We start from the raw sequence: 25,499 nt of genomic DNA on the forward strand, positions 1-25,499 counted from the left end.
CAAGGGGCTCGCAGGGGGCGTTCCGTTAGCCTTCGAGCATGAGCTCTGAGAATCCCAAGCGCACCGTCCGCAAGGCCGTCCTGCCCGCCGCCGGGCTGGGCACCCGCTTCCTGCCCGCCACGAAGGCCACTCCCAAGGAGATGCTGCCCGTGGTGGATCGCCCCGCGATCCAGTACGTGGTGCAGGAGGCCGTCGATGCCGGTCTGACCGATCTGCTCGTGATCACGGGCCGCTCCAAGCGCGCCCTCGAGGACCACTTCGACCGTATCCCGTCGCTGGAGGCCCAGCTCAAGGAGTCCGGCAAGGACAAGCTGCTCGAGGCCGTCGAGCACGCCTCCGAGCTCGGCGACCTGCACTACCTGCGCCAGGGCGACCCCAAGGGCCTGGGCCACGCGGTCCTGCGCGCCAAGACCCACGTGGGCGACGAGCCCTTCGCGGTGCTTCTCGGCGACGACCTCATCGACGAGAAGGAGGACCTCCTCTCCGAGATGATCGAGGTCCAGCAGCGCACCGGCGGCTCGGTCGTGGCCCTGCTCGAGGTCCCGCAGGAGAGCATCGGCGCCTACGGCTGCGCCGACGTCTCCGCGGTCGAGGGCGAGGACTACGTCCGCGTCAACGGCCTGGTCGAGAAGCCCGAGCCCGCCGAGGCGCCGTCGAACCTCGCGATCATCGGGCGCTACGTCCTGCACCAGGGCGTCTTCGAGGTGCTCGAGCACACCGAGCCCGGCCGGGGCGACGAGATCCAGCTGACCGACGCCCTGGCCGAGCTGGCCGCCCAGGAGGGCGAGGGCGGCGGCGTGTACGGCGTGGTCTTCCGCGGCCGCCGCTACGACACCGGCGACAAGCTGTCCTACCTCAAGGCCAACGTCACCATCGCCTCGGAGCGCGAGGACCTCGGCCCGGAGCTGCGCGCGTGGCTGATCGAGTTCGCCAAGGGCCTCGAGGGCAAGGACGCCGACCAGGCGTGAGCCCGCGGGTTCAGTGGCCCGTGCGGCTGTCCTGGGGCGACCTGCGGCTGCGTCCCCTCGTCGCGCGCGATCGCGGCGAGTGGGATGCGGTGCGGTGGGAGAACCGGGAGTGGCTGGACCCGTGGGAGGCCACGAACCCAGAGCCCTCCGAGACGCTGCCGTCGTTCCGGCGCTTCATGCGGGAGCAGGACCGGGAGGCGAGAGCGGGACGCAGCCTGCCGTGGGTCATCGCGGAGCGGCGCCCGGACGGCTCCTGGCCGATGGTCGGCCAGCTCGCCGTCTCGTCGATCACCGGCGGAGCCGCGCGCAGCGCCTCGATCGGCTACTGGGTCGACGCTACGTGCGCCGGACGCGGGATCGCGCCCATGGCGGTCGCGATGGCCGTGGACTACTGCTTCCAGCATCGCCGCCTCCACCGGGTCGAGATCAACATCCGCCCGCAGAACGCAGCGTCCCTGCGCATCGTCGAGAAGCTGGGCTTCCGCGACGAGGGGCTGCGGCGGGATTACCTGCACATCGCGGGGAGCTGGAGCGATCACCGCAGCTTCGCGCTGACGGCCCCGGAGCTCGCTGCCGGGGGCCTGGTCGAGCGCTTCACCGGCACCGGCAGGCCGATGATCGTGCAGTCCTGAAGGTGTGTCGCGCGGCGCTTCGCTGCGACGCATTCCCGGCGGAGTATGGGATCATGGAGCCGAGCACCTGAACGTGCCGCCGTTCTGCGCTGTCTTCGACCCGCAGCGGATCCGGCACCAGCCGAACCGCCTCATCACCTTGAGAATCCGAGGAGCCCGGAAGATGCCGAGCAGCGACACCCAGCCTTCAGCCGGCGTCTTCGACGGCCTGGCGATCAGGTGGGATCGCACCTCCGTGTTCCTGCTGGGCGCCGGGAGCCTCGCGCTGGCCGTCGTGCTGGGTCTTCTGACCCCCTTCACCGCCGTGACCTGGCCCTGGCCGGTCTTCCTGCTCCTGCTGGGCACGGGCAGCATCGCAACCCTCGTGTACGTCGCGGATCAGGAGCGCGCCGCTGCGCCGGCCGCCGGCACCTCCGTGCGCAGCGCCCGCAGCGCGCTCGGTGCTGAGGCTGCCGTCGAGGGCCAGCCGGAGCAGGCCGAGGCGCAGGACCGAGCGCTGTTCGACAACGAGCAGCACGTCGCCCGGGAGGCCGAGCGCCGCGAGCAGGCGGATCGCCAGGACCTGGACCTTCCCGAGGATCAGGAGTTCCTGGACGACCTGCGCTTCGAGGACGAGGAGCAGGACGCCGGCCGCAGCGTCGTCCGCTCCTCCACGGCCGCCCCGTACGTCCCGCCGCGCGCCGACCTGCAGCGCTCCGCCGCGCGTCCGGCGGGCGTGCGCACCCAGGCTGCCGGTCAGCTCGTGCCCACCCACGAGGAGCTTCGCGCCGCAGCACGTCGGGTGGCCGAGCAGTCCTCGCAGGGCCGCGGCGAGACCTGGGAGCCCGTCGCGGTGCCCAAGCCCACCTACGCCCGCGTGGCTGTGGCGCCCCGTGCGGCCGTCGAGCCCATGCAGGCTCCGGCCGCGCCCAAGACCTCCGGACGCCCGCTGCGCGAGGCCGCTCAGGTCCCGCAGCCCCAGACCGAGCGCCCCGGCGCCTCCATCGACCTCGACGACGTCCTGTCGCGGCGCCGGGCCTGAGTCGGCCTGCCAGCCCGCACACCCTTCGAGAACATCGTCGGCCGCATCGCCATCGGGCGAGGCGGCCGACGACATTCCGCTCCCACCCGCAGAAGCCACAGCACCTCCACGACCTCCCGAGAGGAGATCCGGCGATGACCCCCAGCACCCAGCCCGAGATCGAGCGCAAGTACGAGGTGCCCGCAGGGGCCGAGCCGTTGTGGGATGACATGCCGCGCCTCAAGGTGGAGCCGGAGCAGGATGTCCGCTCCCTCGAGGCCACCTACTACGACACCGCCACCGGCAGCCTGGCCGCCTTCGGGCTGGCGCTGCGCCGTCGTCGCGGCGGTCCGGACGAGGGGTGGCACCTGAAGTTCCGCGCCGATGGCCTCAAGCACGAGGTCCACGTGCCGCTGCTGCGCACCGCCGACCGGCTGCCGGCGCAGATGCGCCAGCTGATCTCGGGCCTGCTGGACGATCAGCCCCTCGAGCCTCTGGCCGTGCTGCGCAACGAGCGCCAGGTGCTGCAGGTGCACGACCCGGAGCACGGCCGCGTGGCCGAGATCTGCCTGGACGACGTCCGCGGCACGGAATCCGCCACGGGCATCACCCGGGTGTGGCAGGAGTACGAGGTCGAGCTGGTCAACGGGACCCAGGCAGATCCCCAGGCCGTCTTCGACGAGATCGAGACGGTGCTGCTGGCGGCCGGGCTGCGTCCGTCCGCCTCCGCAGCCAAGATCGCGCGCACCCTGGGCGCCGAGGACGACGCCGAGGCCGTCACGGTGATCGGCCCCGACGGCGAGCAGCTGCCGGGCACCCAGCCGGAGGATTCCTCCGTGGACCGCGCCGAGAAGGCCTCCTCGAAGGGCAAGAAGGGGAAGAAGGACAAGAAGGACGGCGGGAAGAAGGGCAAGAAGGACAAGAAGGACGGCGGCAAGAAGGCGAAGCGGGCCGAGGCGGCCCCGGAGCCGGAGTCCGAGCCGAGCACCGAGCAGATCGTGCGGACCGCGCTGCTCGGAGCCGTCCGACAGATCCAGTGGATGGACTTCCTGGTGCGGATCGGGGCGGAGCCAGCCGTGCACGGCCTGCGCCGCGCGGCGCGCACCTGCGAGGCCCTGCTCATCGGGCTCGGCCCGGATCTGGCGAATCCCCAGGAAGCGGCCGAGGCAGGCCGGATCGTGCGCGAGACGAGCCAGGAGCTCTCCGCGCTGCGCGATGCCGAGGTCGTGGAGCAGCTGCTCCCGCTGCGTGCCCAGGACGCGGGGGAGGCCCTCTCCCGATCGGCTGCCGCCCAGCTGGTGACCATGGCCCGGGAGAACCGCGAGGCGCAGACCACGGCTGCGCGCCGGCGCCTGCTCTCCAGCGGGCACCAGGAGTCGCTGCGGGCCCTGGGCGAGATGCTCGATCGGGCGCGGCTCAGCGAGTCGGCTGCTGAGCGGACGCCCAAGAAGCTCGGCTCGCGCATGACCGAGCGCTGGCTGGAGAACGTCAGGCAGCTGGGGCCCGTGCCCGCCGAGACAGTGGAGCTCGAGGACGTGCTGGTCCACGTCCATGCCGTGCGCCGCGCGCTGCGTCTGCTCAGCTTCGGGTCCGAGGTCTTCGAGCTCACCGCGCTGCGAGCCCGCAAGTCCCAGGTCGCGGTCCTCCCGAGCGCGGAGGGCTACCTCGAGACCTGCGGGGAGCTCATGGACTGCCGCGTGATGGATCTCTGGTACGCCTCCGCCGCTCGCGCGCTCGTGCGCAAGGGCGGCGATCGCTACGGCGTGGGCATCCTGCACGGCCGGGAGCGGGCGCGGCTCGAGGCATCGGCCGAGGACAGCGTGCTCCTCCTGGAGGACCTCTTCGGCCAGCTCGAGGGCGAGGACTGAAGCCCCTGAGCCCATGAGGCCCCGCCGGACCGTTCGCCCACAGGTGACGGCCCAGCGGGGCCTCAGTCGCGACTGCTAGCCTGGGGCCAGCCCCCACTACCGCCCGCGACTGCCCCACAGGACATATGCGGGCACAGGAAAGGACGATTGCATGAGCAATCCCATGCTCCGCGACTTCGGCGCCCAGAAGGGCGCCCGGCCCCAGCAGGGCCAGTACGAGCAGAACGGCCGGATCTACGACTACGCCGGCGGGGCCGGTCAGACGGCCAGCGCGGACAAGCTGCAGGGCATGTACGACCAGCCCACGGCAGGCCCTGCGCAGACCGGCCGCATGACCATGACCGACGTCGTCATGCGCACCGCCATGACCCTGGGCACCGTGATCGTCATGGCGGTCGTGGGCTGGTACGTGCCGGCCCTGGCCATCCCCGGCGCGATCATCGGCCTGGTGCTCGGCCTGGTCAACGCCTTCAAGCGCGAGCCCTCGCCCGTGCTGATCATGGCCTACGCCGCGGCTCAGGGAGCCTTCCTGGGCGGGCTGTCCATGATCATGGAGGCCAGCGCCTACCAGGGCATCGTGCTCCAGGCCGTCATCGGCACCCTGGGCGTGGCCGCCGTCGTGCTGGTGCTCAACCAGCTGGGCATCCTGCGCTCCAGCCCCGTGCTGACCAAGATCGTGCTGGTCGCCATGCTCGGCTACCTCGTGTTCGGCCTGGTCAACCTGGGCCTGTCGGTCTTCGCCGGCTTCAACATGCGCTCGGACGTCAGCATCCCGGGCACCGACCTGCCGCTGGGCCTGCTCATCGGTGCGATCGCCATCCTGCTGGCGTCGTACTCGCTCGTGCTCGACTACGAGAACATCCGCAACGGCATCGGCCGCGTGCCGGCAAAGTACGCCTGGTCTGCGGCCTTCGGCCTGACGGTCACGCTGATCTGGCTCTACGTCGAGATCCTGCGCATCCTGGCGCTGTTCAACAGCAACGATTGAGACAGCTCGCGCCGCGGGAGACATCCTGCGCAGCACAGGGCCCGGCCCCCACCAAGCGATCCTTCGCCGGTGGGGGCCGGGCCCTTCTCGTCGCTCGGGTCAGTCCAGGAATTCGAGCGGGGTCTGCGGCTTGGGCCCCGCAGCGGCCTCCCGCGCCTCAGCGGCCGGGACCCGGCCGACGAACAGCCAGCCCAGGATCTCTTCGCGCTCCTGCAGGCCGTAGAAGTCGTGCAGGACCTCCTGGTCGGGCGACTCGCGCGGTGCCCACTGCACGCCCCAGCCGACGCCGCACAGCGCAGCCTCCAGAACGGTGTGCGCGGCCAGTGCCTCCATGCGCTGGCGCTTGCGGGACAGCTGAGCGTCCTCGGCGGGACGGAAGACGAGGGCCAGGGCCATGCCGCCTCGCATGGCGAAGGCCAGCGAGCCGCGGAAGGCCGCCAGACGGCGCAGCTGCTTGCCCTTCAGCGGTGCGCTGCCATCGCCGACGTCCGGCAGGGAGCGCAGCCCGGAGAGCGCGGCGGCCAGCTGCGGGGCCTGCGTGCGAGTGGTGGCGATCAGGCGCCAGGGAGCGGTGTCGTCGGGCGCAGGTCGACCCGCGGCCGCCCGGACGATCTGCTCCAGCTCGGCGCGCGTGGGGGCCTCTGGGAGCAGAGTGAGGGCGCGTCGACGCTGGGACAGGATTCTCAGGAACGGGGCGACCATGGAGCCATCATCCCACCTTCGGGACATTGCGCCCCTGTGCGTCGGAGAATCGGGGATGACGAGGTGAAGGCCACTGCCTGTCCTGCCCCGGTGCTGTCCCCCGGAGGTGCCATGATGAAGCCCATGACATCAACCACCGGATCCTCGCCCGATCATGAGCGCGAGCCAGATATCCAGATGCCCAGGAAGGGCGTGAGCGACGGCCAGAGCGTTCCGGCAGGCGTGCGGGTGGCCGCAGCCTGGTCCTGGCGCATCATCGTCATCATCGCCGGAATCTACGTGCTGGGGCGCCTGCTCGGGTCGGTGACCACCGTGCTGATCCCGGTGCTGCTGGCCGCCCTCGTGGCGAGTCTGATCGCCCCGCTGTCCCAGGCGCTGCGCCGCCTGCGGTTCCCGGGCATCCTGGCCTCTCTGAGCTCGATCGTGATCCTGATCCTGGTCGTCTTCGGCCTGCTGGCCCTTGCGGGGCAGCAGATCATCTCCGGCTTCAGCAAGCTCAGCGACTCGGCCATGGCCGGTGTGAACGCCCTGATCGGGCTGATCGAGGACCTCCCGATCGATGTGTCCACGGACCGGCTCAACGACCTGGTGGAGCAGGGCATGGGCTGGCTGCAGGACAACTCCGGGTCGATCCTCTCCGGGGCCGTGTCGTTCGGCTCGACGGCCGGCAACTTCGTGACCGGCTTCTTCATCATGATCTTCACCCTGATCTTCTTCCTCTCCGATGGAGAGCGGATCTGGCTGTTCATCGTGAAGCTGTTCCCCAAGCCGGCTCAGGCCGCGGTGAACGGCTCGGGCCGCAAGGCCTGGATCTCGCTGGGGCAGTACGTGCGGGTGCAGGGCTTCGTGGCGTTCATCGACGCCGTGGGCATCGGCCTGGGAGCGTTCATCCTGGGCGTTCCGCTGGCGGTGCCGCTGGCGATCCTGGTGTTCATCGGCTCGTGGATCCCGCTCGTGGGCGCTGTGGTCACCGGTGCGATCGGCGTGCTCGTGGCGCTCGTGGCCAACGGGCCGATGGCAGCCCTGGGCATGCTGGCCGTCGTCATCATCGTGCAGCAGCTCGAGGGCAACGTCCTGCAGCCGCTGATCATGGGCCAGGCGGTCTCCCTGCACCCGCTGGCGGTCTTCCTGGCCGTGGCCTCGGGATCCGTGGTCGCGGGCATCCTGGGCGCGCTGTTCGCGGTGCCGCTGCTGGCCATGGTCAACTCCGTGATCCGCTATCTCTCCAGCAGGGGATGGGAGCACGACCCGGACATCGCCTGGCAGCCCTATCTGTATCCGTGGGAGATACGCCGAAAGGCCAAGGCCAAGGAGCTCACCCGCGAGGAGGTGCTCCAGCAGTTCCGCCGCTTCAGCCGCACCCGCCGCAATGAGGAGGCCAAGTCCCGCAACAAGGAGGCCGAGAAGGACGTCACGCAGCGCGAGCGCGATCGCGCCCTCGAGGCCGCCGACCGGGTGTCCGAGGCCGAGCGCCGTCGTCACGCCCGGCAGAAGGAGCACCACGGCGCCGCCAAGGAGACCGACGTCCCGCAGCCCCGACCCACGCAGGAGGCGGGCGAGCTCGAGGAGGCGCAGGTGGCGCGCATGCCGCAGGGCCTGGGAGACGACGTCGGCCAGCCCACTCCCGGCGACCGGGTGGTCGCGGGCGTCGACGACGCCGATCCGACTCCGCCCGAGCAGGGCGGCTCCGAGGATGGTCTCGATTCCCAGGCGGACGGCCGCGGAGGCTCCCACCGGGTCTGATCGGCCCGGACCGTCGCAGCGCAGTCGCCTCCGCTGAGGACGACGCGCCTCGTCGGGAGCTCGTCGATGGGTCGCAGCGGCACCGCAGACGGTGTCGGGGCGGCCCATCGTCGCGTCCTAGGATGGATGGCGGCCCGCACCGGGGTCGAGCACGTCCATCGGGTGCCGCAGCACCCAGGTTCAGGAGGACCCCATGTCGCTGTCCGAGCTACCCGTCCAGCTCGAGGACATCGAGCGCGCCGCGCGGCTGCTCGACGGCGTCATCGAGCGGACTCCTGTGGCGCATTCCCGGGCGCTTTCGCGGGAGCTGGGCTCCGAGGTGTGGCTCAAGGCCGAGAACCTGCAGCGCGCCGGCTCCTTCAAGGCCCGCGGGGCCTACGTGCGGATGGCCGGGCTGTCCGATCAGGAGAAGGCCCGCGGGGTCATCGCGGCCTCGGCAGGCAATCACGCCCAGGGGGTGGCGCTGGCCGCCAGCCAGCTCGGGATCCGGGCCAGGATCTACATGCCTCGGGTGGCGGCCCTTCCCAAGATCGCCGCGACCCAGGATCACGGCGCTGAGGTCGTGCTCTTCGGCTCGACCGTGGACGAGGCGCTGAGCGAGGCCAAGCGGGTGGCCGAGGAGTCCGGCATGGTCTTCATCCACCCCTTCGACAACGCGGAGATCGTGGCCGGTCAGGGAACGCTGGGCCTCGAGATCCTCGAGCAGGTCCCGGAAGTGGACACCGTGCTCACGGGTGTGGGCGGAGGTGGGCTCCTTGCGGGTCTGGCTGTCGCCCTGAAGGCCAGAGCCGCCAACGGCGGACGCCCGGTGCGGCTGATCGGCGTGCAGGCCGAGAACGCCGCCGCCTACCCGCCCTCGCTGGCCGGGGACGCGATCGTCTCCCTGGACAGGGTCTCGACCATCGCCGACGGCATCGCCGTGGGCAAGCCCGGAGAGCTGCCCTTCGAGATCATCCGCGACCTCGTCGACGACATCGTGACGGTCTCGGAGGACCGCCTGGCCGAGGCGCTGATCTTCCTGCTCGAGCGCAACAAGCTCGTGGTCGAGCCGGCCGGTGTGGTCGGCGTGGCCGCGCTGCTCGACGGACGCCTCCAGGAGGTCCACGGAGACCTCGGCACCACGGCTGTGGTGCTTTCCGGCGGCAACATCGATCCCATGCTCATGCTCAAGGTGATCCAGCGCGGTCTGGCGGCGGCTGGGCGCTACCAGACCCTGAAGATGATGCTCGTGGACCGCCCCGGCGAGCTGACCCGCATCTCCGGGATCATCTCGAGCCTGGACGCCAATGTGACCGGCGTGGACCACACCCGCATCGGCGGCTCGCTGTCCATGGGCGATGTCTCCATCACGATCGACATGGAGACCAAGGGCCACGAGCATTCGCGCGCCGTGATCGCCGCCCTGGAGGCCGAGGGCTACGAGCCCGTCGTCGTGCACTGAGCCGAGCGCTCCCGCAGCCCGCACCCGCTGCGGGTCGGCATGAGGAAGGCGCCGTCTCCCGAACGGGAGACGGCGCCTTCGCCGTGTGCGGGGCTTCAGCCGCGGAAGGGCTTGGCCTCGAGGATCTCGACCTCGATGGACTTGCCGTTGGGGGCCTCGTAGCTCACCTTGTCGCCGGCCTTGTGGCCTGCGATGGCCGCGCCCAGCGGGGAGCGCAGGGAGTAGACCTCCAGGTCGGAGTCCCCGACGAGGTCCTCGGCGACCTCGCGGGAGCCCAGCAGGAAGGTCATCTCGTTGCCGGCGATCTTCGCCGTGACGATCATGCCGGCTTCGACGACGCCGTTGTCCTCGGCGAACTCGCCTACCGTCGCGTTCTCCAGGAGATTGGTCAGCTGCTGGATGCGGCCCTCGTTCTTGGACTGCTCCTCGCGGGCGGCGTGGTAGCCGCCGTTCTCCTTGAGGTCGCCCTCATCGCGAGCCGCCTCGATGCGGTCGACGATCTCCTGACGGTACGGCCCGGAGATGTGGTCGAGCTCCTTCTTGAGGCGGTCGTAGGCCTCCTGGGTGAGCCAGGCGCCCTCGGTCTCGGGGGTCTCGGACACGGTGCTCTTCTCTCTGTCTGCGGTGGTCTTGCCGGCACGGCACCCGACGCCGGGGCGCGGGGCCTCTGCGGTCTGCTCGGGCGGTGCCGCTGCCTGAGGGGGCTGCGCTGCGCATCGCTGGGATGCGGGCGCGGCGGAACAGGCAGGAGGATCATCTTATCGGAAAGGGGTGCGATCTTCGGCACACCGATCCACGGCGCCCGTGTCAGGCCGAGTGCGCGCGGCCGGGGCTCAGCCCAGGTTCCAGCAGCTGTCGACCCGGGCGGTGTTGGCCGGATTGGTGGTGCGGATGGCCAGGCGGTGGGCGGTCGTGCGCTCGGCCTGGGAGTCCGCGGGCAGCGTGATCTCCTCGTAGCCGACGACGGCCCAGTCCTCGTTCAGCGCCTCGACGCCGCAGCGCACCGCCTGATCGGGATCGCGGGTGACCTCGAAGTCGGCGGTCACCTGGGCCGAGGAGATGAGGTCGAAGCCCACGTCCTTGGAGCTCGGCGCTGCGGACCGGCCCTGCACGATCCACACGACGAACAGGGTGGCCACCAGCAGCGCGGCCCCGATCAGACCCCAGCGAGCACGAGCGCTCAGCCGGCGGCGGGGACGGAGGTCATAGCGCTGCTGCAGCACCGACGTCTCGCTCGCGGCTGCGGGCTGTCTCGTGTGCGGCATGCCTTCCAGTCTAGTGCCGGCCTCGGACGCCCCGGTCGGTCCGGGCACCGAGGGAAGGCCCAGCCGAGGCGCGTAGGATCGCGGGGTGTGCGTGCTGTCGGCCGGAGCCGGAAGCGCGCCGCCTGCTGAGCACGGATGCTTCGTGCTCAGCGCCCCTCATCGGAAAGGATCTCAGGACCTTGCCCTCGTACTCCGACATGCGTCTGCTGGCCGTCCACGCCCATCCCGACGACGAATCGTCGAAGGGCGCCGCCACGATGGCGCACTACCGCCGTCTGGGCGTCGACGTGATGGTCGTGACCTGCACCGGCGGCGAGTCCGGCTCGATCCTCAACTCCGCCATGGAGTCCGTGCCCCACGCCCGGCGCGACCTCGCGGGCTACCGCCGCCAGGAGATGGACCGGGCGGCCAAGGCGCTGGACATCCGCCACCGCTGGCTCGGCTACACGGACTCCGGGCTGCCCGAGGGCGATCCGCTGCCGCCGCTGCCGCCGGCGTGCTTCGCGCTGCAGCCGGTGGACCGGGCCGCCGCCCCGTTGATCCAGCTGGTCCGCGAGTTCCGCCCGCACGTGATCCTCACCTACGACGAGAACGGCGGCTATCCGCACCCGGATCACATCCAGACCCACAACGTCGCCATGCGCGCGTGGGAGAAGGCAGGGGAACCCGAGCACCTGCCGGAGCTGGGCGAGGCCTGGCAGCCGCTGAAGCTCTACTACGACCGCGCCTTCGACCTGGATCGCCTCCAGGCGCTGCACGCGGCCCTGACCGCCAAGGGCCTGGAGTCCCCGTTCGCCGAGCGCATCGCGCGTCGGCTCGAGGCCCGGGACACGGAGGGCAACGACTCCGCGCCGAACGAGCACGTCACCACGACCAAGATCCATTGCGCCGACTGCTTCCCGGTGCGCGACGAGGCCCTGCGGGCGCATGCGACCCAGGTGGCCCCTGAGTCGTGGTTCTTCGCCATGTCCCCACAGGACCAGGCCGCGGCCTGGCCGTGGGAGGACTACGTGCTCGCCGACACCCGCGTGGACACCGAGCTGCCGGAGACCTGCGTGTTCACCGGGATCGTGGACGAGGTCCACCCGGACCCCGAGGACGCCCCCTCCTGGCAGATCTGAGGGACCCGCGCCCGCGGAGCCCCAGAACCTTCGAAGAGACGAGATCACCGCTTCCATGCTCAGCCTGCCGCTGCAGAACTACAACGATGCCACCGACCCGGGTGAGCTGCGCCCCGGCCTGGAGGCCGAGCAGGTCAGCCCCGGGCTGCTCGGCTTCCTGATCACCTTCGTGATGGTCGCCGTCGTCGTGCTGCTGATCGTCGACATGGTGCGCCGCCAGCGCCGCCTCCGCTACCGCGCCGATTACGCGCGCGCCCGCGAGGAGGCTGAGTCGGGGGCTGCGCTCCAGACCCCGGAGGCGGCGCAGGAGGACGAGCCCGCCGGATCAGCCGCGTCCACGGACACCTCCCGCGGCGGACCTCCGGGTGCCCGCGAGCAGGACGATGCGCGCGCCGAGAGGGACGCTCCGGGCGAGCGGCCGTGAAGCCGCCCGCGCAGCAGTCGTGCCAGTGCCGCTCAGGCGGACATCGCGACGACGATCGCGCTCCAGTGGCACACGAAGCCGATCACGGTGCACGAGTGGAAGACCTCGTGGAAGCCGAAGTGCAGCGGCGCGATCGCCGGGCGCTTCAGCGCGTAGACCACCGCGCCGGCGATGTAGGCGATCCCACCCACGGACAGCAGCACGGTGGCCGCTGAGCTCACGGGCCAGAACACCGGGAGGTAGGCCACCGCTATGCAGCCCATGACGATGTACAGCGGCGTGTAGAGCCAGCGCGGGGCGCCCATCCACACCAGGCGGAAGGCGATCAGGCCCGCGGCGCAGGACCAGATGATGATCAGCAGCGCCCGCGGATCCTCGAGCAGGGCGATCGCCAGCGGCGTGTAGGTCCCCGCGATCAGCAGGGCGATGTTGCAGTGGTCGAACCGGCGCAGGAAGCCCGTGACCCGGGGGGACCAGTAGCTGCGGTGGTAGATGCCGGAGACCCCGAACAGCAGCAGCCCGGTCACGCCGAAGATCGCGCAGGCGAACCGCAGCTCCAGGCTCGGCGCCAGCAGCACCGCGATCAGGCCCAGCACGAACACGACCGGGGTGAACGCTGCATGGATCCAGCCGCGCATCAGCGGCTTGCGCTCGACCGGGGGATGCCGCTCCGAGAAGCCATGCCGTGAGAGCAGACGGGACGCGGCCACGGAGCGGGTCACGGTGGGCAGCTCGAGCCGACGGCGCCTGCGCCCGCCCGAGGCCCGGCTCTCGTCGCGGTGATCCTGCACACGGCGTCCCTGCGGCGCCTCGGCGGTGTGCGGTGACATGGAGCCTCCCGGGGACGTCACTGAGGATCTGCGCAGCGGTGCGATGCGGATCCTGTCCATGCTAGGCCAACGGCCTGCGATCGAGCTGGGTGCATCGTCAGCCGCGAGAGGACGGGATGGGCGGCGCGGTGGATGCGCCGCTGCTCCAGCAGCGCCCGCGCTATCTTTGGGGCAGCGGCGTCACCGGTCCATGAGAGACCGTGCGGGGCCGGACAGGGGTGCCGGGCCGCAAGGCCCGCAGCCGAACCGCCAGATGGAGGGACTGCGTGTCCAAGACCCGCCCGCTGTACCGCCTGTACGAGCAGCGGCTCGAGGCAGGGCTGCCGCCCGAGCAGCTGCCCGGGCACGTGGGGGTGCTCGTGGACGGCAATCGGCGCTGGGCGGAGCAGTCCGGAGGCTCGACCGCAGACGGCCATCGTGCCGGAGCCGAGAAGATCATCGAGTTCCTGGGCTGGTGTCGGGATCTGGAGATCCCGCACGTCACGCTGTACGTCCTGTCCACCGAGAATCTCAAGCGCCCGGCCGAGGAGCTCGGACCGCTGCTGGAGATCATCGCCGAGCTGATGAGCTCGCTGCAGACCCGCAGCCTGTGCCAGGTCCAGGCGGTCGGCGCTCTCGAGATGCTCCCCGACGACCTCCGCGGCTCCATCCGCGAGCTGGAGCGCGCGACCGTGGGGAACGAAGGCCCTCACCTGAACATCGCGGTGGGCTACGGCGGGCGCCAGGAGATCGTCGACGCCGTGCGGGAGATCTTCGCGGGGGCGCTCGAGCGCGGCGAGGACGTGGCCGAGCTCGTCCAGCGCCTGAGCGTCGATGACATCTCCGAGCACCTCTACACGCGCGGGCAGCCGGATCCGGACCTGTTGATCCGCACCTCGGGGGAGCAGCGGCTCTCCGGCTTCCTGATGTGGCAGTCCGCCTACTCGGAGTACCACTTCTGCGAGGCCCTGTGGCCGGACTTCCGCTACGTGGACTTCCTGCGCGCGCTGCGCGACTACGCGAACCGCCATCGCCGCTTCGGCGGCTGATCGGCGCGGCCGACGCGGCCGGTCCGCGCCCGGCGATCGCGGGAGCACCCTGTCCCGCTCCGGTGAATCACACACGTGCAATTCATGCTGCGTTCATGCCAGCGGAGTCCGGGCACTGCGCCGCTGTGCCACGTTGGAGCCAGGCGGACCGGAGGATGAGCCATCCGGGCGCCCCGACGGCAGGAGGATGCGGGATGACGAGCACCACCACCCACCCCACTGGTCAGCAGGGCCCCGTGCAAGCGTCGGAGCAGGAACCGCCGCGGCCTGAGCCGAGCGCCGAGCCCCCGCGCGCGGGAGTGCGCTGCTACGTGGTGGACACCTCGGTCCTGCTCTCGGATCCCCGTGCCGTGCTGCGCTTCGCGGAGCACGACGTGGTGCTGCCGGTCGTCGTGGTCATGGAGCTGGAGGCCAAGCGCCACGACCCTGAGCTCGGGTACTTCGCGCGCAAGGCCCTGCGGCTGCTGGACCGGCTGCGCGTGGACCATGGCGGGCTGGATCGCCCGATCCCGCTCGGCGATCACGGCGGTCGGCTGCGCATCGAGCTGAACCACATCAGCGAGACCGTGCTGCCGCTGAGCTTCCGGCTGCGCGACAACGACTCGCGCATCCTGGCCGTGGCCCGGAACCTGGCCGATGAGGGCCACGATGTCTGCGTGATCTCCAAGGACCTGCCCATGCGCGTGAAGGCCTCTGCGCTGGGCCTGGACGCCGAGGAGTACCGCGCCGAGTGGATCGGCGACGACGAGCACGAGTGGTCGGGCATGGTCGAGCTCGACGTCGACGACGAGCTCGTGAGCCGCCTCTACGCCGACGAGGACGTCCACGTCCCCGGCTCGGAAGGGCTGCCCTCGGGCGCCGGACTGATCCTGCACTCGCACCGCGGCAGCGCCCTGGCCCGGGTGCGCCCCGACGGCGGCACCCGGGTGGTGCGCGGGGACCGCGAGGTCTTCGGGCTCAGCGGCCGCTCCGCCGAGCAGCGCATGGCGATCGATCTGCTGCTGGACCCGCAGGTCGGCATCGTCTCCCTCGGCGGGCGCGCCGGCACGGGCAAGTCGGCGCTCGCGCTGTGCGCCGGGCTCGAGGCGGTCCTGGAGCGACAGGAGCACCGCCGGATCATCGTGTTCCGCCCGCTGCACGCGGTGGGCGGCCAGGAGCTGGGCTATCTGCCCGGTTCGGAGGAGGAGAAGATGAGCCCGTGGGGCCAGGCGGTCTACGACACCCTGGGCGCGGTGGTCTCCGAGAACGCGATGGCCGAGATCAGCGCGCGCGGGCTGCTCGAGGTGCTCCCCCTGACCCATATCCGCGGCCGCTCCCTGCATGACGCCTGGGTCATCGTGGACGAGGCGCAGTCCCTGGAGAAGAACGTGCTGCTGACGGTGCTGTCTCGCATCGGGCAGAACTCGAAGGTCGTGCTCACCCACGACGTGGCCCAGCGCGACAACCTGCGCGTGGGCCGTCACGACGGGATCGCGGCGGTCGTGCAGGCGCTGAAGGGCCACTCGCTGTTCGGGCACGTGACCCTGACCCGCTCCGAGCGCTCGCCGATCGCGGCGCTGGTCACCGAGGTGCTCGAGCGCACCGAGGTCTGAGCCGACCGCCTCGGCCCCGGCCGGAGCTCGTGCCGGGGCTCAGGCGTCCTCGGCCGATGCCTGCCGGGGCCGCAGCGCGACCCATGCTCCAGCGGCCATGGAGACGAGCAGGGGGACGGTTCCGAGCCGCTCGAGCGCAGGGGGACCGTTGAAGACCACGTCGGCCCCGCGGTCGCCCAGGTACTCGGCGGCCATGACCGACGGATTGTCGCTGAAGGCCACCAGGATCATCAGCGCCAGCACCGCGGCCACTGCCCATTCGGCAGGCGGTGCGCTGCGCGGGCGGTCCGGGACCAGGGCGAACAGCAGCGGCAGCACCCACACCCAGTGGTGCTCCCAGGAGATCGGGGAGATCAGCAGCATCACGAGCGCGCCCAGCACGACGGCGGAGAACGGGTCGCCGGCTCGCGCCGCGCGGCGGATGCCGAGCCCTCCGAGCACGATCACGGCGACCGAGAGCAGCAGCCACAGGGGGGTGACCAGGGCATCCGGCAGACCCCACAGATGCAGCATGCCGTTGAGCGACTGATTGGAGATCCGTCCGGCGTCGCCCACACGATCCGTCGAGAACAGCTGGTGCGTGAAGTAGTCGAGCACCTCGCGGGGCAGGACCACGGCCGCGCCCAGGACCGTGATCAGCACGCCGAGGACCATGCCGATGATCGTTCGCCACCGGCCCAGCACGAGCGGGACCAGGCCCATGGCCGCCGGGGTGATCTTCAGGCCGGCGGCCAGACCGGTGAGCACGCCCGAGCCGGCGCCTCCGCTGCGTCGACGGCCGAGATCCGCGAGGATCAGCACGGCCAGGAGGACATTGATCTGCCCGAAGATGAACGTGAACCAGACGGGGTAGAGGTGCCAGGCCAGACCCAGCGCCGTCGCATAGGCGAGCAGCGTGGGGACCGGGCGCAGCAGGAACCAGCCGCGCGAGATCGGGGCCAGGCGCAGCACGACTCCGACGAACACCCCGATCAGCCCCGCATTGACCGCCTTGAGCACGGACCACGCCGATTCCAGGGACATGGCCCCCAGCGGATGGAAGAGGATCGCGGCAGCGGGCGGGTAGGTGAACGGCAGCTCGATCTTCCCGGCCTCCACGAGGCTCGGGGCATAGAGGTAGTCAGTCGTCGGGTTCTGGCCGTGCAGGATCTGGGCCGCGCGCCAGTAGACCTGCATGTCCAGCCCGGGGGCCTCACGCTGGCTGTGGACCACCAGGATGAACACGGCGGTGAAGATCAGCAGCCCCGCCCACATCAGCAGGCGCTGGAGCACGGACGGGGCCGACGGGGAGGAGGACTCGTCGGCGAGGACGGCAGAGGGCATGGGCGCGGCGCCTTCGGTGGGGAGCGGATCGTTCGGTGGAGCTTCCGGGCCTGCAGCTCTGGTCTCGGGCAGGCGTGCGGGCGACTCGGAAGTTGTTCAGCCCCGCAGCCTCCACGGCAGGTGCTGGGAGACGTCGGTGAGCCGGAAGGACACGGGGGTGAACAGGTCGTCGTTGAGGTAGTCGTCGACCGCCTCGATCCGCAGCCGGTGACCGGAGCCGGCCTCGGGGCCCTCGAGCACCTCCGACGCGGTGCAGATCCCGGTCTGCTCGTCGATGCTCACGGCGGTGGGTGCGGGAGCCAGCGGATGCCCGGGCTCCACAGGACGATAGCCCACGAGCGGGCGGACGACGGCCCGGCGCACGGGGCGGCCGTCGTCATCGACGGCGCTGCGGATCTCGGTGAGGGCCGCTGGGGCCCGCTCCGCGAGGTAGAGCGGCTGCGGGGCGGGCCCTGCCAGCTCGACCGGATCGAGGACGGCCTGCCACCGGCCGCCGCCGAAGACCGGGTCCCCGTAGGCCGCCTCCGGACGGCGCTCGACCAGCCCCGAGCGGGTGTAGATGGGGCTGAGCAGTCCAGGGCGCACGAGCCAGGACTCGGGGCGAGCGGAGACGTAGAAGTCATCGCGCGAGCCCACGAGATCCGTGGAGGTGTACAGCGCGGTGCCGTCCAGTGCCTCCACGCGCAGATCCTCCGGGCGGCGGATCCAGCAGCGCACGGGGGCGGTCTCGGGGCCCAGCCAGCTCAGGGTGAAGCGCACCGTGCCCCAGCGCCAGGGGGAGGACCGGCACAGGGCGGCGAACTCGGACGGATCGGTGGCGGGGGCGGCGCAGGGACGACCGCTCGCAGACGGGGTCATGCAGCCATCGTAGGTCGTCGCAGCGTGGTCACTGCTGTCCACAGCTGCTCGCACGGCCTCCCTCGCAGCTGCCGCCTCGGCTAGCTTCAAGTCCATGGGGGCGATCCTGGGTGGGGTTCTGGACGGCGGGGCCGCGCAGTGGGCTGCTGCGGCTCTGCTGCTGCTCGTGCTCACCGGACTCGCCGTGGTGGGCACCTGGCTCGTAGTGGTGGACCTGCGCGAGCACCGTCTGCCCGGGGACATCGTGCGCCCGGCGTGGATCGCCGCCGCGGCGGGGCTGGCAGGAGCCGGGCTGCTGGCCGGGCAGCCCGCGCGGATCCTCGCCATGGTGATCGGGGCGGTTGCGCTGTGGGGGCTGTACTGGCTGCTGCGCCGCGGCTCGAGCGGGGCTCTGGGCGCCGGCGACGTCCGTCTGGCCGGGCTGATCGGCACCGTGCTGGGCTTCGACTCGCTGTGGCTGCTGCTGTGGGCCACCGCGGCTGCCTTCGTGCTCGGCGGGCTGGCCGCTCTGGTGGTCGTGGTGCGCGATCGCCGCGACCTGCAGACGCGCATACCGTTCGGACCGGCCATGATCGCGGGTGCTGCCGCCGCGCTCGTCGTGGTCTGAAAGCGCGGCCCGGGCGTACAGCGCGGCCGAGGCGCTGCCTCTCGGTCGGCGCCCGGGCTGCTGTGGGACGCTGAGGTGCTGCCGCTGCGCGGGCCGTCGTCGGGCGGCCCGCCACTGATCGAAGGAGGAGTCCGTGCCCACTCCCGAGTACATCCTGTCCCTGCGCGAGAAGATCGGTCATGATCTGCTCTGGCTTCCCGGAGCGACCGCCGTGGTCCTGCACGAGGGCCGGATCCTGCTGGGGCGGCGTGCGGACAACGGGAACTGGGCGCCGATCACCGGCATCGTGGATCCTGGCGAGGAGCCCGCGGCCGCTGCCGTGCGCGAGTGCCTCGAGGAAACCGGCGTGGTCTGCGAAGTCGAGGGCCTGGCCGGTGTGAAGGCCGGGGGAGAGGTCGTCTTCCCGAACGGCGACCGATGCCGGTTCCTGGACCACACCTTCCGCTGCCGCTACGTCAGCGGCACCGCGCGCGTGAACGACGACGAGTCCACGGAGATCGACTGGTTCGACCTGGACGACCTGCCGCCCATGCGCGAGGACCTGCTGCGACGCATCCGCTGCGCCATGGGCTTCGACGGCACCACGCGGTTCTCCACGGAGCCCGGTCCCTCCCAGGACCCCACGGGCGCCCACGAGCCGCCTCGGAGCTGAGAGCAGAAGAGCCGCCCCCGCCTCCGAAGAGGACGGGGACGGCTCGCGGTCTGCCGGTCGGATCAGCGCAGCGCGTTGATGTTGCGCAGGTTGGAGCGCGCCATCGAGACGGCCTCGCCGGCTCCTCCGTTCATCACGACCTTGCTGATCGCGGTCGCGAAGCCGAAGACCTGGTCCGAGGAGATCTGCGGTGGCATGGACAGGGCATTCGGGTCGGTGATGACCTCCACGAGCGAGGGGCCCTGGTGCGCCAGCGCCTCGCGCAGGGCGGGCTCGACCTCCTTGGACTTGATCACGCGCCGGGACTGGAAGCCCATGGCGGCTGCGACCTGGGAGTAGTCCGTGTCCGGGACGTCCACGCCGAAGTCGGGCAGCCCGTCCACGAGCTGCTCGAGCTTGACCATGCCGAGCGTCGAGTTGTTGAAGAGCACGACCGTCAGCGGCAGCCGGTAGGTGGCCGCCGTGACGAGCTCGCCCAGCAGCATGGACAGGCCGCCGTCGCCGGACATGGAGATGACCTGCCGGTCCGGGTAGGCGAACTGCGCGCCGATCGCATGCGGCAGGGCGTTGGCCATGGTGCCGTGCTTGAAGGAGCCGATGATCCGGCGGGTTCCCAGCGGGCGGATGTAACGGGCCTGCCACACATTGGTCATGCCGGTGTCGGCGGTGAACACCGCGTCCTGCGCGGCGACCTCGTCCAGCACGCTGGCCACGTACTCCGGATGGATCGGGGAGAGCCTCTTGACGTTGCGGGTGTAGGCGCCCACGGCATGGTTCATGATCCGGTCGTGGCGCTTGAGTGTCTTCTTGAGGAAGGACCGGCTGCGCTTGCGCTTGAGCAGCGGAAGCAGCCCCTGCACGGTGGCCAGGGTGTCGCCGTGGACGGGGTAGTCGACCTGGGTGCGGCGCCCCAGCACGGAGGCGTCGCGGTCGACCTGGATGGTCAGGGTGTCCGGCAGGAACTGGTCGTAGGGGAAGTCGGTGCCGAGCATGACCATGACATCGGCATCCTTCATGCCCTCCGCGGCCGCGCCGTAGCCGAGCAGGCCGGTCATGCCGACGTCGAACGGGTTGTCGAACTGGATCGCGTCCTTGCCGCGCAGCGAGTGCCCGATCGGAGCGCCCAGCACATCGGCGAGCTCGATCACGGCGTCGTGGGCGTCGCGGACGCCGTCGCCGACGAACAGGGCGACGTTGTCGGCCTTGTTCAGGACCCCGGCCAGCTCGACCAGGCAGTCGGTGTCCGGGACCACGCTGGCGCCCATGACCGGCTTCCACTGCGGGGTCTCGGCGGTCGCCTCGAGATCGGCGACATCGCCGGGCAGGGTCACGACGGACACGCCGTGCAGGGTCGTGGCCTTCTGGATCGCCGATCGCACCACGCGCGGGGACTGGTCGGTCGTGGAGATCATCTCCGAGTACACGGAGCACTCGTTGAACAGGCGGTCCGGGTGGGTCTCCTGGAAGAAGGACTGCCCGATCTGCGCCGAGGGGATGTGCGAGGCGATGGCCAGCACGGGCGCCCCGGTGCGCTGGGCGTCGTACAGCCCATTGATCAGGTGCAGGTTGCCGGGGCCGCAGGAACCGGCGCACACGGCCAGCTCACCGGTGAGCTGGGCGTCGGCGGCCGCGGCCATGGCCGCGCCCTCCTCATGGCGGACGTGGATCCAGTCGATCCCGCCCTGGGCGGCACCTCCGGTGCGGCGCACGGCATCGACCACGGGGTTCAGGCTGTCGCCCACGATCCCGTAGATCCGGCGGACGCCGGCCTGCTGGAGCTGGGCCACGATCTGGTCTGCGAGCTTCATATCGTCTCCTTCGGGCGCGGTCGCTTCAGGGGGCGGCCTGCGCAGAGTCTGGAATGACACCATCGTAAGCACGCATGCGATCGACGACGGGACGATCGTGAGGCGGCTGACATCACGCTGTCAGCGGACAACGACGGCCGCCCCTGCCTCGCGTGAGCGCGGCAGGGGCGGCCGGGGGGCTGCGCGGGTCAGCTCAGCGGGATGATCACCTGTACTGCCCGATCATGGTGGTGACGTCCAGGGCGGCATCGAGCTGGTCCTCGGTGAGCTTCTCGCCGTCCACGTAGCCGAGCTCGACGGTCGCCTCGCGGACCGTGACCTTGTTGGCCACCGCGTACTTGGCGATCTTGGCGGCGGACTCGTAGCCGATCGCCTTGTTCAGCGGGGTCACGATCGAGGGGGAGGCCTCGGCCAGGAAGCGGCAGCGGTCCTCGTTGGCGGTGAGGCCGTCGATCATCTTCTCGGCCATGACCGTGGAGGTGTTGGCCAGCAGGCGGATCGACTCGAGCAGGTTGGCGGCCATCACGGGGATGCCCACGTTGAGCTCGAAGGCGCCGTTGGTGGAGGACAGCGACACAGTGGTGTCGTTGCCGATGACCTGGGCGCTGACCTGGATCGCGGCCTCGCAGATCACGGGGTTGACCTTGCCCGGCATGATCGACGAGCCCGGCTGCAGGTCCGGGATGGCGATCTCGCCCAGACCGGTGTTGGGACCGGAGCCCATCCAGCGCAGGTCGTTGTTGATCTTCATGTAGGAGTACGCGATGTTGCGCAGCTGCCCGGAGGCCTCGACCAGGCCGTCGCGGTTGGCCTGCGCCTCGAAGTGGTTGCGCGCCTCGGTGATCGGCAGGCCCGTCTCCTCGCCGAGCAGCTCGATCACGCGCGCCGAGAAGCCGTCCGGGGTGTTGATGCCGGTGCCCACAGCGGTGCCGCCGAGCGGGACCTCGGCCACACGCGGCAGCGAGGACTGGACGCGCTCGATGCCGAAGCGCACCTGCGCAGCGTAGCCGCCGAACTCCTGGCCCAGGGTCACCGGGGTGGCGTCCATGAGGTGGGTGCGTCCGGACTTCACGATGCCCGAGAACTCCTCGGCCTTCTTCTCCAGCGACGCGGCCAGCGTCTCCATGGCCGGGATCAGCTCGTTGCTCAGCGCGGAGGTCACGGCCACGTGCACGGAGGTGGGGAAGACGTCGTTCGAGGACTGCGAGGCGTTGACGTGGTCGTTCGGGTGCACGGTGACGTCCGCGGAGGCCAGCTCGTCCGAGGCCAGCTTGGAGAGGACCTCGTTGGTGTTCATGTTGGACGAGGTGCCGGAGCCGGTCTGGAAGACGTCGATCGGGAACTGGTCGTCGAACTCGCCGGCGGCCACGCGATCCGCGGCGCTGCGGATCGCCTCGGCGCGCTGGGCGTCCAGGACGCCGAGCTCCTGGTTGGCCTTGGCGGCGGCCTTCTTGACCTGGGCCAGCGCCCGGATGTGCTGGCGCTCCAGGGTCTTGCCCGAGATCGGGAAGTTCTGGACGGCGCGCTGGGTCTGAGCGCTGTAGAGGGCGTCCGCGGGTACGCGGACCTCGCCCATGGTGTCGTGCTCGATGCGGTATTCGGACGTGTTCTCAGTCATGGGGCCAGTCTAGAGTCCCGCCGGGCCGCTCGCTGGGCGGAGCGGCCCGGCCGCAGATCAGCCCTGGTGCTCGACGCCGCCGTGCTCGGGGACGTCCAGCCACGAGCCGTGGCCGAAGGTGAGCTTGGCGCGGCCGTGCTGCAGGCTGTAGCACATGCCCACGATCGCGACCCGGCCCGTGGACACGGCGGAGGCGATCGAGCGGGACTGATCGAGGATGCGGTGGGCCACCATCTCGACGTTGGCCTCCACGATCTCGTCGACCGAGTCCCGGCCCGCGCGCTGGCTGTCGAGGACGGCCGGCATGATGCGCTCGACGAGGGAGCGCTGGAAGCCGCGCGGCATCTCGCCGCTGCGCACCGACTCGCGCGTGGCCGTGACGGCTCCGCAGCTGTCGTGGCCGAGGATCACGATCAGCGGGACGTTGAGCACCTCGACCGAGTACTCGAGAGTTCCGATCACGGCGTCGTCGATGACCTGCCCGGCGGTGCGGACCACGAAGGTGTCCCCCAGGCCCAGGTCGAAGATGATCTCTGCGGCCAGGCGGGAGTCCGAGCAGCCGAAGATCGTGGCGAACGGGTTCTGCGACTGCGTCAGGGACTCGCGCCGAGAGGCGTTCTGGTTCGGGTGCTCCGAGGTGCCCTCCACGAACCGGAGGTTGCCGGCCTGCAGCTTCTCCAAGGCCTGGCGAGGGGTCAGCTGCGCTGCGGCGGCAGCAGGCGCGGTCGCCGTCGTCGTCGGCTGCTCGGCCGACGGGGAGGCGGCCTCGGGGGTCTCCTCGACGGCAGGTGCGGTTGACGGCTGCTCGGGGGCGGTCTGCGCGTCCGTGCGCGTTGCGGCGGTCATGGGATCCTCCTGGGTTGGATGGAAATAGGCGGGTGTAAGGGAAGGGGTGCGGCTCAGGCGCCGTCGTCGGCGGCGTCCGCGACGGCCTGGGCGGCGTGGTCGAACTCGGAGTCGGGGGCGGTGCCCTGCAGGATCACCGTGGTGCCCTCGACCTCGCCGATCCAGGCGGTGCGCTGCTCGTCGTCATCATCCTCGCCGAAGTGCACCTCCCACTCGATGCCTCCGGCCTCGACGGTGTCCGCCTGCGGCAGCGAGTCGATCTGCTCGAGGGTCCAGGTGGGGTTGGCCTGATCGGTCTGGATCAGCCCGATGAAGCCGCCGCGCGGGGTCACCCAGCCGGCGTCCCAGGAGTCCACGCCGTCGGACTGCTGGCCCTCCCAGCGGGCGTAGTTGGGGCTCCAGCCCTCGCCGAGGTCGGGGACGAGGGGATCGAAGTCCGCGACGTCGGCCGCGTAGCCGGCCTCGCGCTGCACGTCGACGTCCGGGCGGTAGGTCTGGGCATCGGGGCGCGGCTGCAGGAAGAAGAAGACCAGCACGAGCGCGATGAGCACCACCATGGACAGCACCATGGCCCGTGCCGGGGCATTGACGCGCTTGGCCTGCTTCTGCGTCAGCTGGGGGACGACCGGAGGCTCCTGGTCGGCGCCGCTGCCGCGGTCCTGGCCGGCCTGCTGCGGCTGAGCCTCCTGCGCCTCGGGCTCCGGGCCTGCTGTCTGCACGGGCCGCCCCTCGGGGGTCCGTCGGGGCGCGGGGTCGGCGGGGGCGGGGGCTGCGCTCGAGCCGGTCCTGCTGCTGTCGTCGTTCTCCGTCACGCTCCCATTGTGCCCCGCCCGCGCGGCGCCGGGCGAACCGCCCCGGGCGCCGGGGCCGGTTCGCCCGCCCCGGCGTGCTCATCGCCCCAACCGGCCCGCGGCGATGTCGCTCGAGCCGGCCCCCGGAGCCTGACGTCCGCCGCGGCCCAGCGCCGGGCCGCGGTCCGGGACCTCGGTGCGCAGGTCGTAGGTGTACTGGGCGCTGCGCCACTGGGGATCCTCGCCGATCCGCGAGGCGGAGATCACGACGGCCTCGCACTCGTTCATCCGCAGGATCTGCGAGACGTACCGCGGCAGGCTCCCCGGCTCGCGACCGCCGGTGCGCCAGGCGCTGCCGTAGTAGTGATCGGTCCGCTGCGCCCGCCGCAGCACGGAGGCGCGGACGGGGGCGGGCAGGTGCGCCTGCCGGTCGGCCGCCCTCCTGGCCAGGGTCGCAACCTCGGCCGAGTCCTCGTCCGCGGACTTCGTCGCCGTGCTCGTCCCCGCTGCATTCATGGAGCTCCCGGCCGACGGCGACGTCGAGTCGACGGCCACGTCTCCCACGCGCGCGGTGGCGGGCTTGCGGGCTCGGCGCTTCACGGAGCCCGCCTTGACCCATCCTCCACTGGGCTTGAAGGTGCCGCGCGGCTGGACCTCGAGCTCCTGCCCGACTCCGAGGCCCGTGAGGATTCCTGTGCCGATCTCGCCCATGACCATGGCATTCATGGCGGCCAGCGCGGCCAGACGGACGAAGAGCGTCGGGAACCAGAGCTCACCCTGCTTCTCCTCTCCCAGCAGAGCATGGGCTCGCCGCTGCCGGACCTGCTGCCGCCGTCCGGGACGAGGCTCCTCGGGCAGCCGTCGGCGCAGGTCCTCGGCCGGGCCCCACCAGCTCGGCCCCCGGCGGCCTCCGCTGATCTGCGCCCAGGCATCCAGTCCGGCATGTCTGCGCGGGTCGTGCTGCGAGCGATCCGGTGCAGGCTCCCCGGCCCCGATGCCCTTGACGGCGGTGTCCGGGGCAGGGGGAGCAGTCGGCGGTGCGTCATGAGGCGCGTCCTCGATGGGAGCGCCCCACCCGGGCATGCCAGGTTCGGCATCGCCACCGGTCGCGTCCGCCTCGTCGCCTGGCGGGGGCTCGGTCTCGCCCTGGTCCGGGGTCTCCTCGAACAGGTCCTGGGGCGCGCCGTCCTCATCGCCCGAGACGGCTCCCCAGCCGTCGTCCCAGGGGCCGTCCCAGCTCTCGGCGTCCTCGGAGACCTCGAGGATCTCGTGCAGCGTGGGAGTCGACACGGTGCTCCTGGTCCGGTGGTCCACAGCGATCGGATCCTGCCGCGAGGCCTGCGCGCAGCCCTGCCCTCGGGCGGCACGCTGTGCCGAACGGCACGCTGATCTGC

At 71.1% G+C, this 25,499-nt stretch carries 24 protein-coding genes; 13 read left to right on the forward strand and 11 right to left on the reverse strand.

The genetic code is table 11. The features are described from left to right. Positions 1 to 38 precede the first annotated feature (38 nt). From galU to QSJ40_RS02870, 5 genes are all read left to right on the forward strand, one after another. Entirely contained in the window at positions 39 to 968 is a 930-nt protein-coding gene (gene galU / locus QSJ40_RS02850; protein WP_278856946.1) for a UTP--glucose-1-phosphate uridylyltransferase GalU, read from the forward strand. Beyond that, positions 965 to 1,600 (forward strand): GNAT family N-acetyltransferase, encoded by a 636-nt coding sequence (locus tag QSJ40_RS02855; RefSeq protein ID WP_285728568.1) that lies wholly within the window; start codon positions 965 to 967, stop codon positions 1,598 to 1,600. Before galU ends, QSJ40_RS02855 begins: the two co-directional genes overlap by 4 nt. A gap of 163 nt (positions 1,601 to 1,763) precedes the next feature. Beyond that, positions 1,764 to 2,621: a hypothetical protein gene (locus QSJ40_RS02860; protein WP_204782118.1), complete on the forward strand. Its 858-nt coding sequence runs from the start codon at positions 1,764 to 1,766 to the stop codon at positions 2,619 to 2,621. Between the two features lie 134 nt (positions 2,622 to 2,755). Further along, positions 2,756 to 4,468 carry a CYTH and CHAD domain-containing protein gene (locus tag QSJ40_RS02865; RefSeq protein ID WP_285728571.1) on the forward strand — a complete coding sequence of 571 codons (1,713 nt, stop codon included), beginning with the start codon at positions 2,756 to 2,758 and terminating at the stop codon, positions 4,466 to 4,468. A gap of 151 nt (positions 4,469 to 4,619) precedes the next feature. Beyond that, entirely contained in the window at positions 4,620 to 5,456 is an 837-nt protein-coding gene (locus QSJ40_RS02870; RefSeq protein WP_006213426.1) for a Bax inhibitor-1/YccA family protein, read from the forward strand. A gap of 99 nt (positions 5,457 to 5,555) precedes the next feature. Here QSJ40_RS02870 and QSJ40_RS02875 read toward each other — a convergent pair whose 3' ends face one another. Beyond that, positions 5,556 to 6,158, reverse strand: a complete 603-nt coding sequence (locus tag QSJ40_RS02875) for a nitroreductase family protein (RefSeq protein ID WP_285728574.1) — start codon at positions 6,156 to 6,158, stop codon at positions 5,556 to 5,558. Positions 6,159 to 6,281: 123 nt separating this feature from the next. Here QSJ40_RS02875 and QSJ40_RS02880 point away from each other — a divergent pair, with 123 nt between their 5' ends. Then, a complete protein-coding gene (locus tag QSJ40_RS02880; RefSeq protein ID WP_285728577.1) occupies positions 6,282 to 7,901 on the forward strand; it encodes an AI-2E family transporter in 1,620 nt (539 codons plus the stop codon). Between the two features lie 193 nt (positions 7,902 to 8,094). Further along, on the forward strand, positions 8,095 to 9,342 hold the full coding sequence (ilvA, locus tag QSJ40_RS02885) for a threonine ammonia-lyase (protein ID WP_024289979.1): 1,248 nt from the start codon (positions 8,095 to 8,097) through the stop codon (positions 9,340 to 9,342). 95 nt (positions 9,343 to 9,437) lie between these two features. Here ilvA and greA read toward each other — a convergent pair whose 3' ends face one another. Next, entirely contained in the window at positions 9,438 to 9,944 is a 507-nt protein-coding gene (gene greA, locus QSJ40_RS02890) for a transcription elongation factor GreA (RefSeq protein ID WP_006213422.1), read from the reverse strand. 231 nt (positions 9,945 to 10,175) lie between these two features. Beyond that, positions 10,176 to 10,607: a DUF4307 domain-containing protein gene (locus QSJ40_RS02895; protein ID WP_206390349.1), complete on the reverse strand. Its 432-nt coding sequence runs from the start codon at positions 10,605 to 10,607 to the stop codon at positions 10,176 to 10,178. Positions 10,608 to 10,804: 197 nt separating this feature from the next. Between QSJ40_RS02895 and mca the strand changes: the two genes are divergently transcribed. Together mca and QSJ40_RS02905 are read left to right on the forward strand one after the other, a co-directional pair. Continuing rightward, positions 10,805 to 11,728, forward strand: a complete 924-nt coding sequence (mca, locus tag QSJ40_RS02900) for a mycothiol conjugate amidase Mca (RefSeq protein WP_285728893.1) — start codon at positions 10,805 to 10,807, stop codon at positions 11,726 to 11,728. 55 nt (positions 11,729 to 11,783) lie between these two features. Continuing rightward, positions 11,784 to 12,152 carry a hypothetical protein gene (locus QSJ40_RS02905; protein ID WP_285728580.1) on the forward strand — a complete coding sequence of 123 codons (369 nt, stop codon included), beginning with the start codon at positions 11,784 to 11,786 and terminating at the stop codon, positions 12,150 to 12,152. Positions 12,153 to 12,184: 32 nt separating this feature from the next. Here the strand turns inward: QSJ40_RS02905 and trhA are convergent, their stop codons facing one another. Next, positions 12,185 to 12,982, reverse strand: coding sequence for a PAQR family membrane homeostasis protein TrhA (gene trhA / locus QSJ40_RS02910; RefSeq protein WP_285728582.1), 798 nt, complete (start codon positions 12,980 to 12,982; stop codon positions 12,185 to 12,187). A 266-nt stretch (positions 12,983 to 13,248) separates the two neighbouring features. On the opposite strand from trhA, the gene QSJ40_RS02915 reads away from it, so the two are divergent. After that, the gene (locus QSJ40_RS02915; RefSeq protein WP_006213416.1) at positions 13,249 to 14,010 is read left to right on the forward strand and encodes an isoprenyl transferase; all 762 of its coding nucleotides are present in this window, start codon (positions 13,249 to 13,251) and stop codon (positions 14,008 to 14,010) included. Positions 14,011 to 14,204: 194 nt separating this feature from the next. Further along, positions 14,205 to 15,602 carry an RNA 5'-3' helicase PhoH2 gene (gene phoH2, locus QSJ40_RS02920; RefSeq protein WP_285728585.1) on the forward strand — a complete coding sequence of 466 codons (1,398 nt, stop codon included), beginning with the start codon at positions 14,205 to 14,207 and terminating at the stop codon, positions 15,600 to 15,602. Between the two features lie 39 nt (positions 15,603 to 15,641). Here phoH2 and QSJ40_RS02925 read toward each other — a convergent pair whose 3' ends face one another. Both QSJ40_RS02925 and QSJ40_RS02930 read right to left on the reverse strand, forming a co-directional pair. Continuing rightward, positions 15,642 to 16,925, reverse strand: a complete 1,284-nt coding sequence (locus tag QSJ40_RS02925; protein WP_285728587.1) for a glycosyltransferase 87 family protein — start codon at positions 16,923 to 16,925, stop codon at positions 15,642 to 15,644. Positions 16,926 to 17,021: 96 nt separating this feature from the next. After that, positions 17,022 to 17,783 (reverse strand): hypothetical protein, encoded by a 762-nt coding sequence (locus tag QSJ40_RS02930; RefSeq protein WP_251714592.1) that lies wholly within the window; start codon positions 17,781 to 17,783, stop codon positions 17,022 to 17,024. 94 nt (positions 17,784 to 17,877) lie between these two features. Between QSJ40_RS02930 and QSJ40_RS02935 the strand changes: the two genes are divergently transcribed. Both QSJ40_RS02935 and QSJ40_RS02940 read left to right on the forward strand, forming a co-directional pair. Further along, positions 17,878 to 18,390 carry a prepilin peptidase gene (locus QSJ40_RS02935; RefSeq protein ID WP_285728590.1) on the forward strand — a complete coding sequence of 171 codons (513 nt, stop codon included), beginning with the start codon at positions 17,878 to 17,880 and terminating at the stop codon, positions 18,388 to 18,390. 133 nt (positions 18,391 to 18,523) lie between these two features. After that, complete coding sequence (locus tag QSJ40_RS02940; RefSeq protein WP_285728592.1) at positions 18,524 to 19,042, forward strand: NUDIX hydrolase; 519 nt, start codon at positions 18,524 to 18,526, stop codon at positions 19,040 to 19,042. Positions 19,043 to 19,104: 62 nt separating this feature from the next. Here the strand turns inward: QSJ40_RS02940 and QSJ40_RS02945 are convergent, their stop codons facing one another. From QSJ40_RS02945 to QSJ40_RS02965, 5 genes are all read right to left on the reverse strand, one after another. Then, positions 19,105 to 20,850 (reverse strand): pyruvate dehydrogenase, encoded by a 1,746-nt coding sequence (locus tag QSJ40_RS02945; RefSeq protein ID WP_024289989.1) that lies wholly within the window; start codon positions 20,848 to 20,850, stop codon positions 19,105 to 19,107. Positions 20,851 to 21,055: 205 nt separating this feature from the next. Then, on the reverse strand, positions 21,056 to 22,468 hold the full coding sequence (locus tag QSJ40_RS02950) for a class II fumarate hydratase (RefSeq protein WP_053447780.1): 1,413 nt from the start codon (positions 22,466 to 22,468) through the stop codon (positions 21,056 to 21,058). Between the two features lie 57 nt (positions 22,469 to 22,525). Further along, on the reverse strand, positions 22,526 to 23,314 hold the full coding sequence (locus QSJ40_RS02955) for a carbonic anhydrase (RefSeq protein WP_235444516.1): 789 nt from the start codon (positions 23,312 to 23,314) through the stop codon (positions 22,526 to 22,528). Positions 23,315 to 23,367: 53 nt separating this feature from the next. Then, positions 23,368 to 24,126 (reverse strand): DUF4245 domain-containing protein, encoded by a 759-nt coding sequence (locus QSJ40_RS02960; RefSeq protein ID WP_285728595.1) that lies wholly within the window; start codon positions 24,124 to 24,126, stop codon positions 23,368 to 23,370. A gap of 78 nt (positions 24,127 to 24,204) precedes the next feature. Beyond that, positions 24,205 to 25,395, reverse strand: a complete 1,191-nt coding sequence (locus QSJ40_RS02965) for a hypothetical protein (RefSeq protein WP_285728596.1) — start codon at positions 25,393 to 25,395, stop codon at positions 24,205 to 24,207. Positions 25,396 to 25,499 lie beyond the last annotated feature (104 nt).

Source organism: Kocuria sp. NBRC 114282 (genome assembly GCF_030268385.1).
Taxonomy (GTDB): domain Bacteria; phylum Actinomycetota; class Actinomycetes; order Actinomycetales; family Micrococcaceae; genus Kocuria; species Kocuria palustris.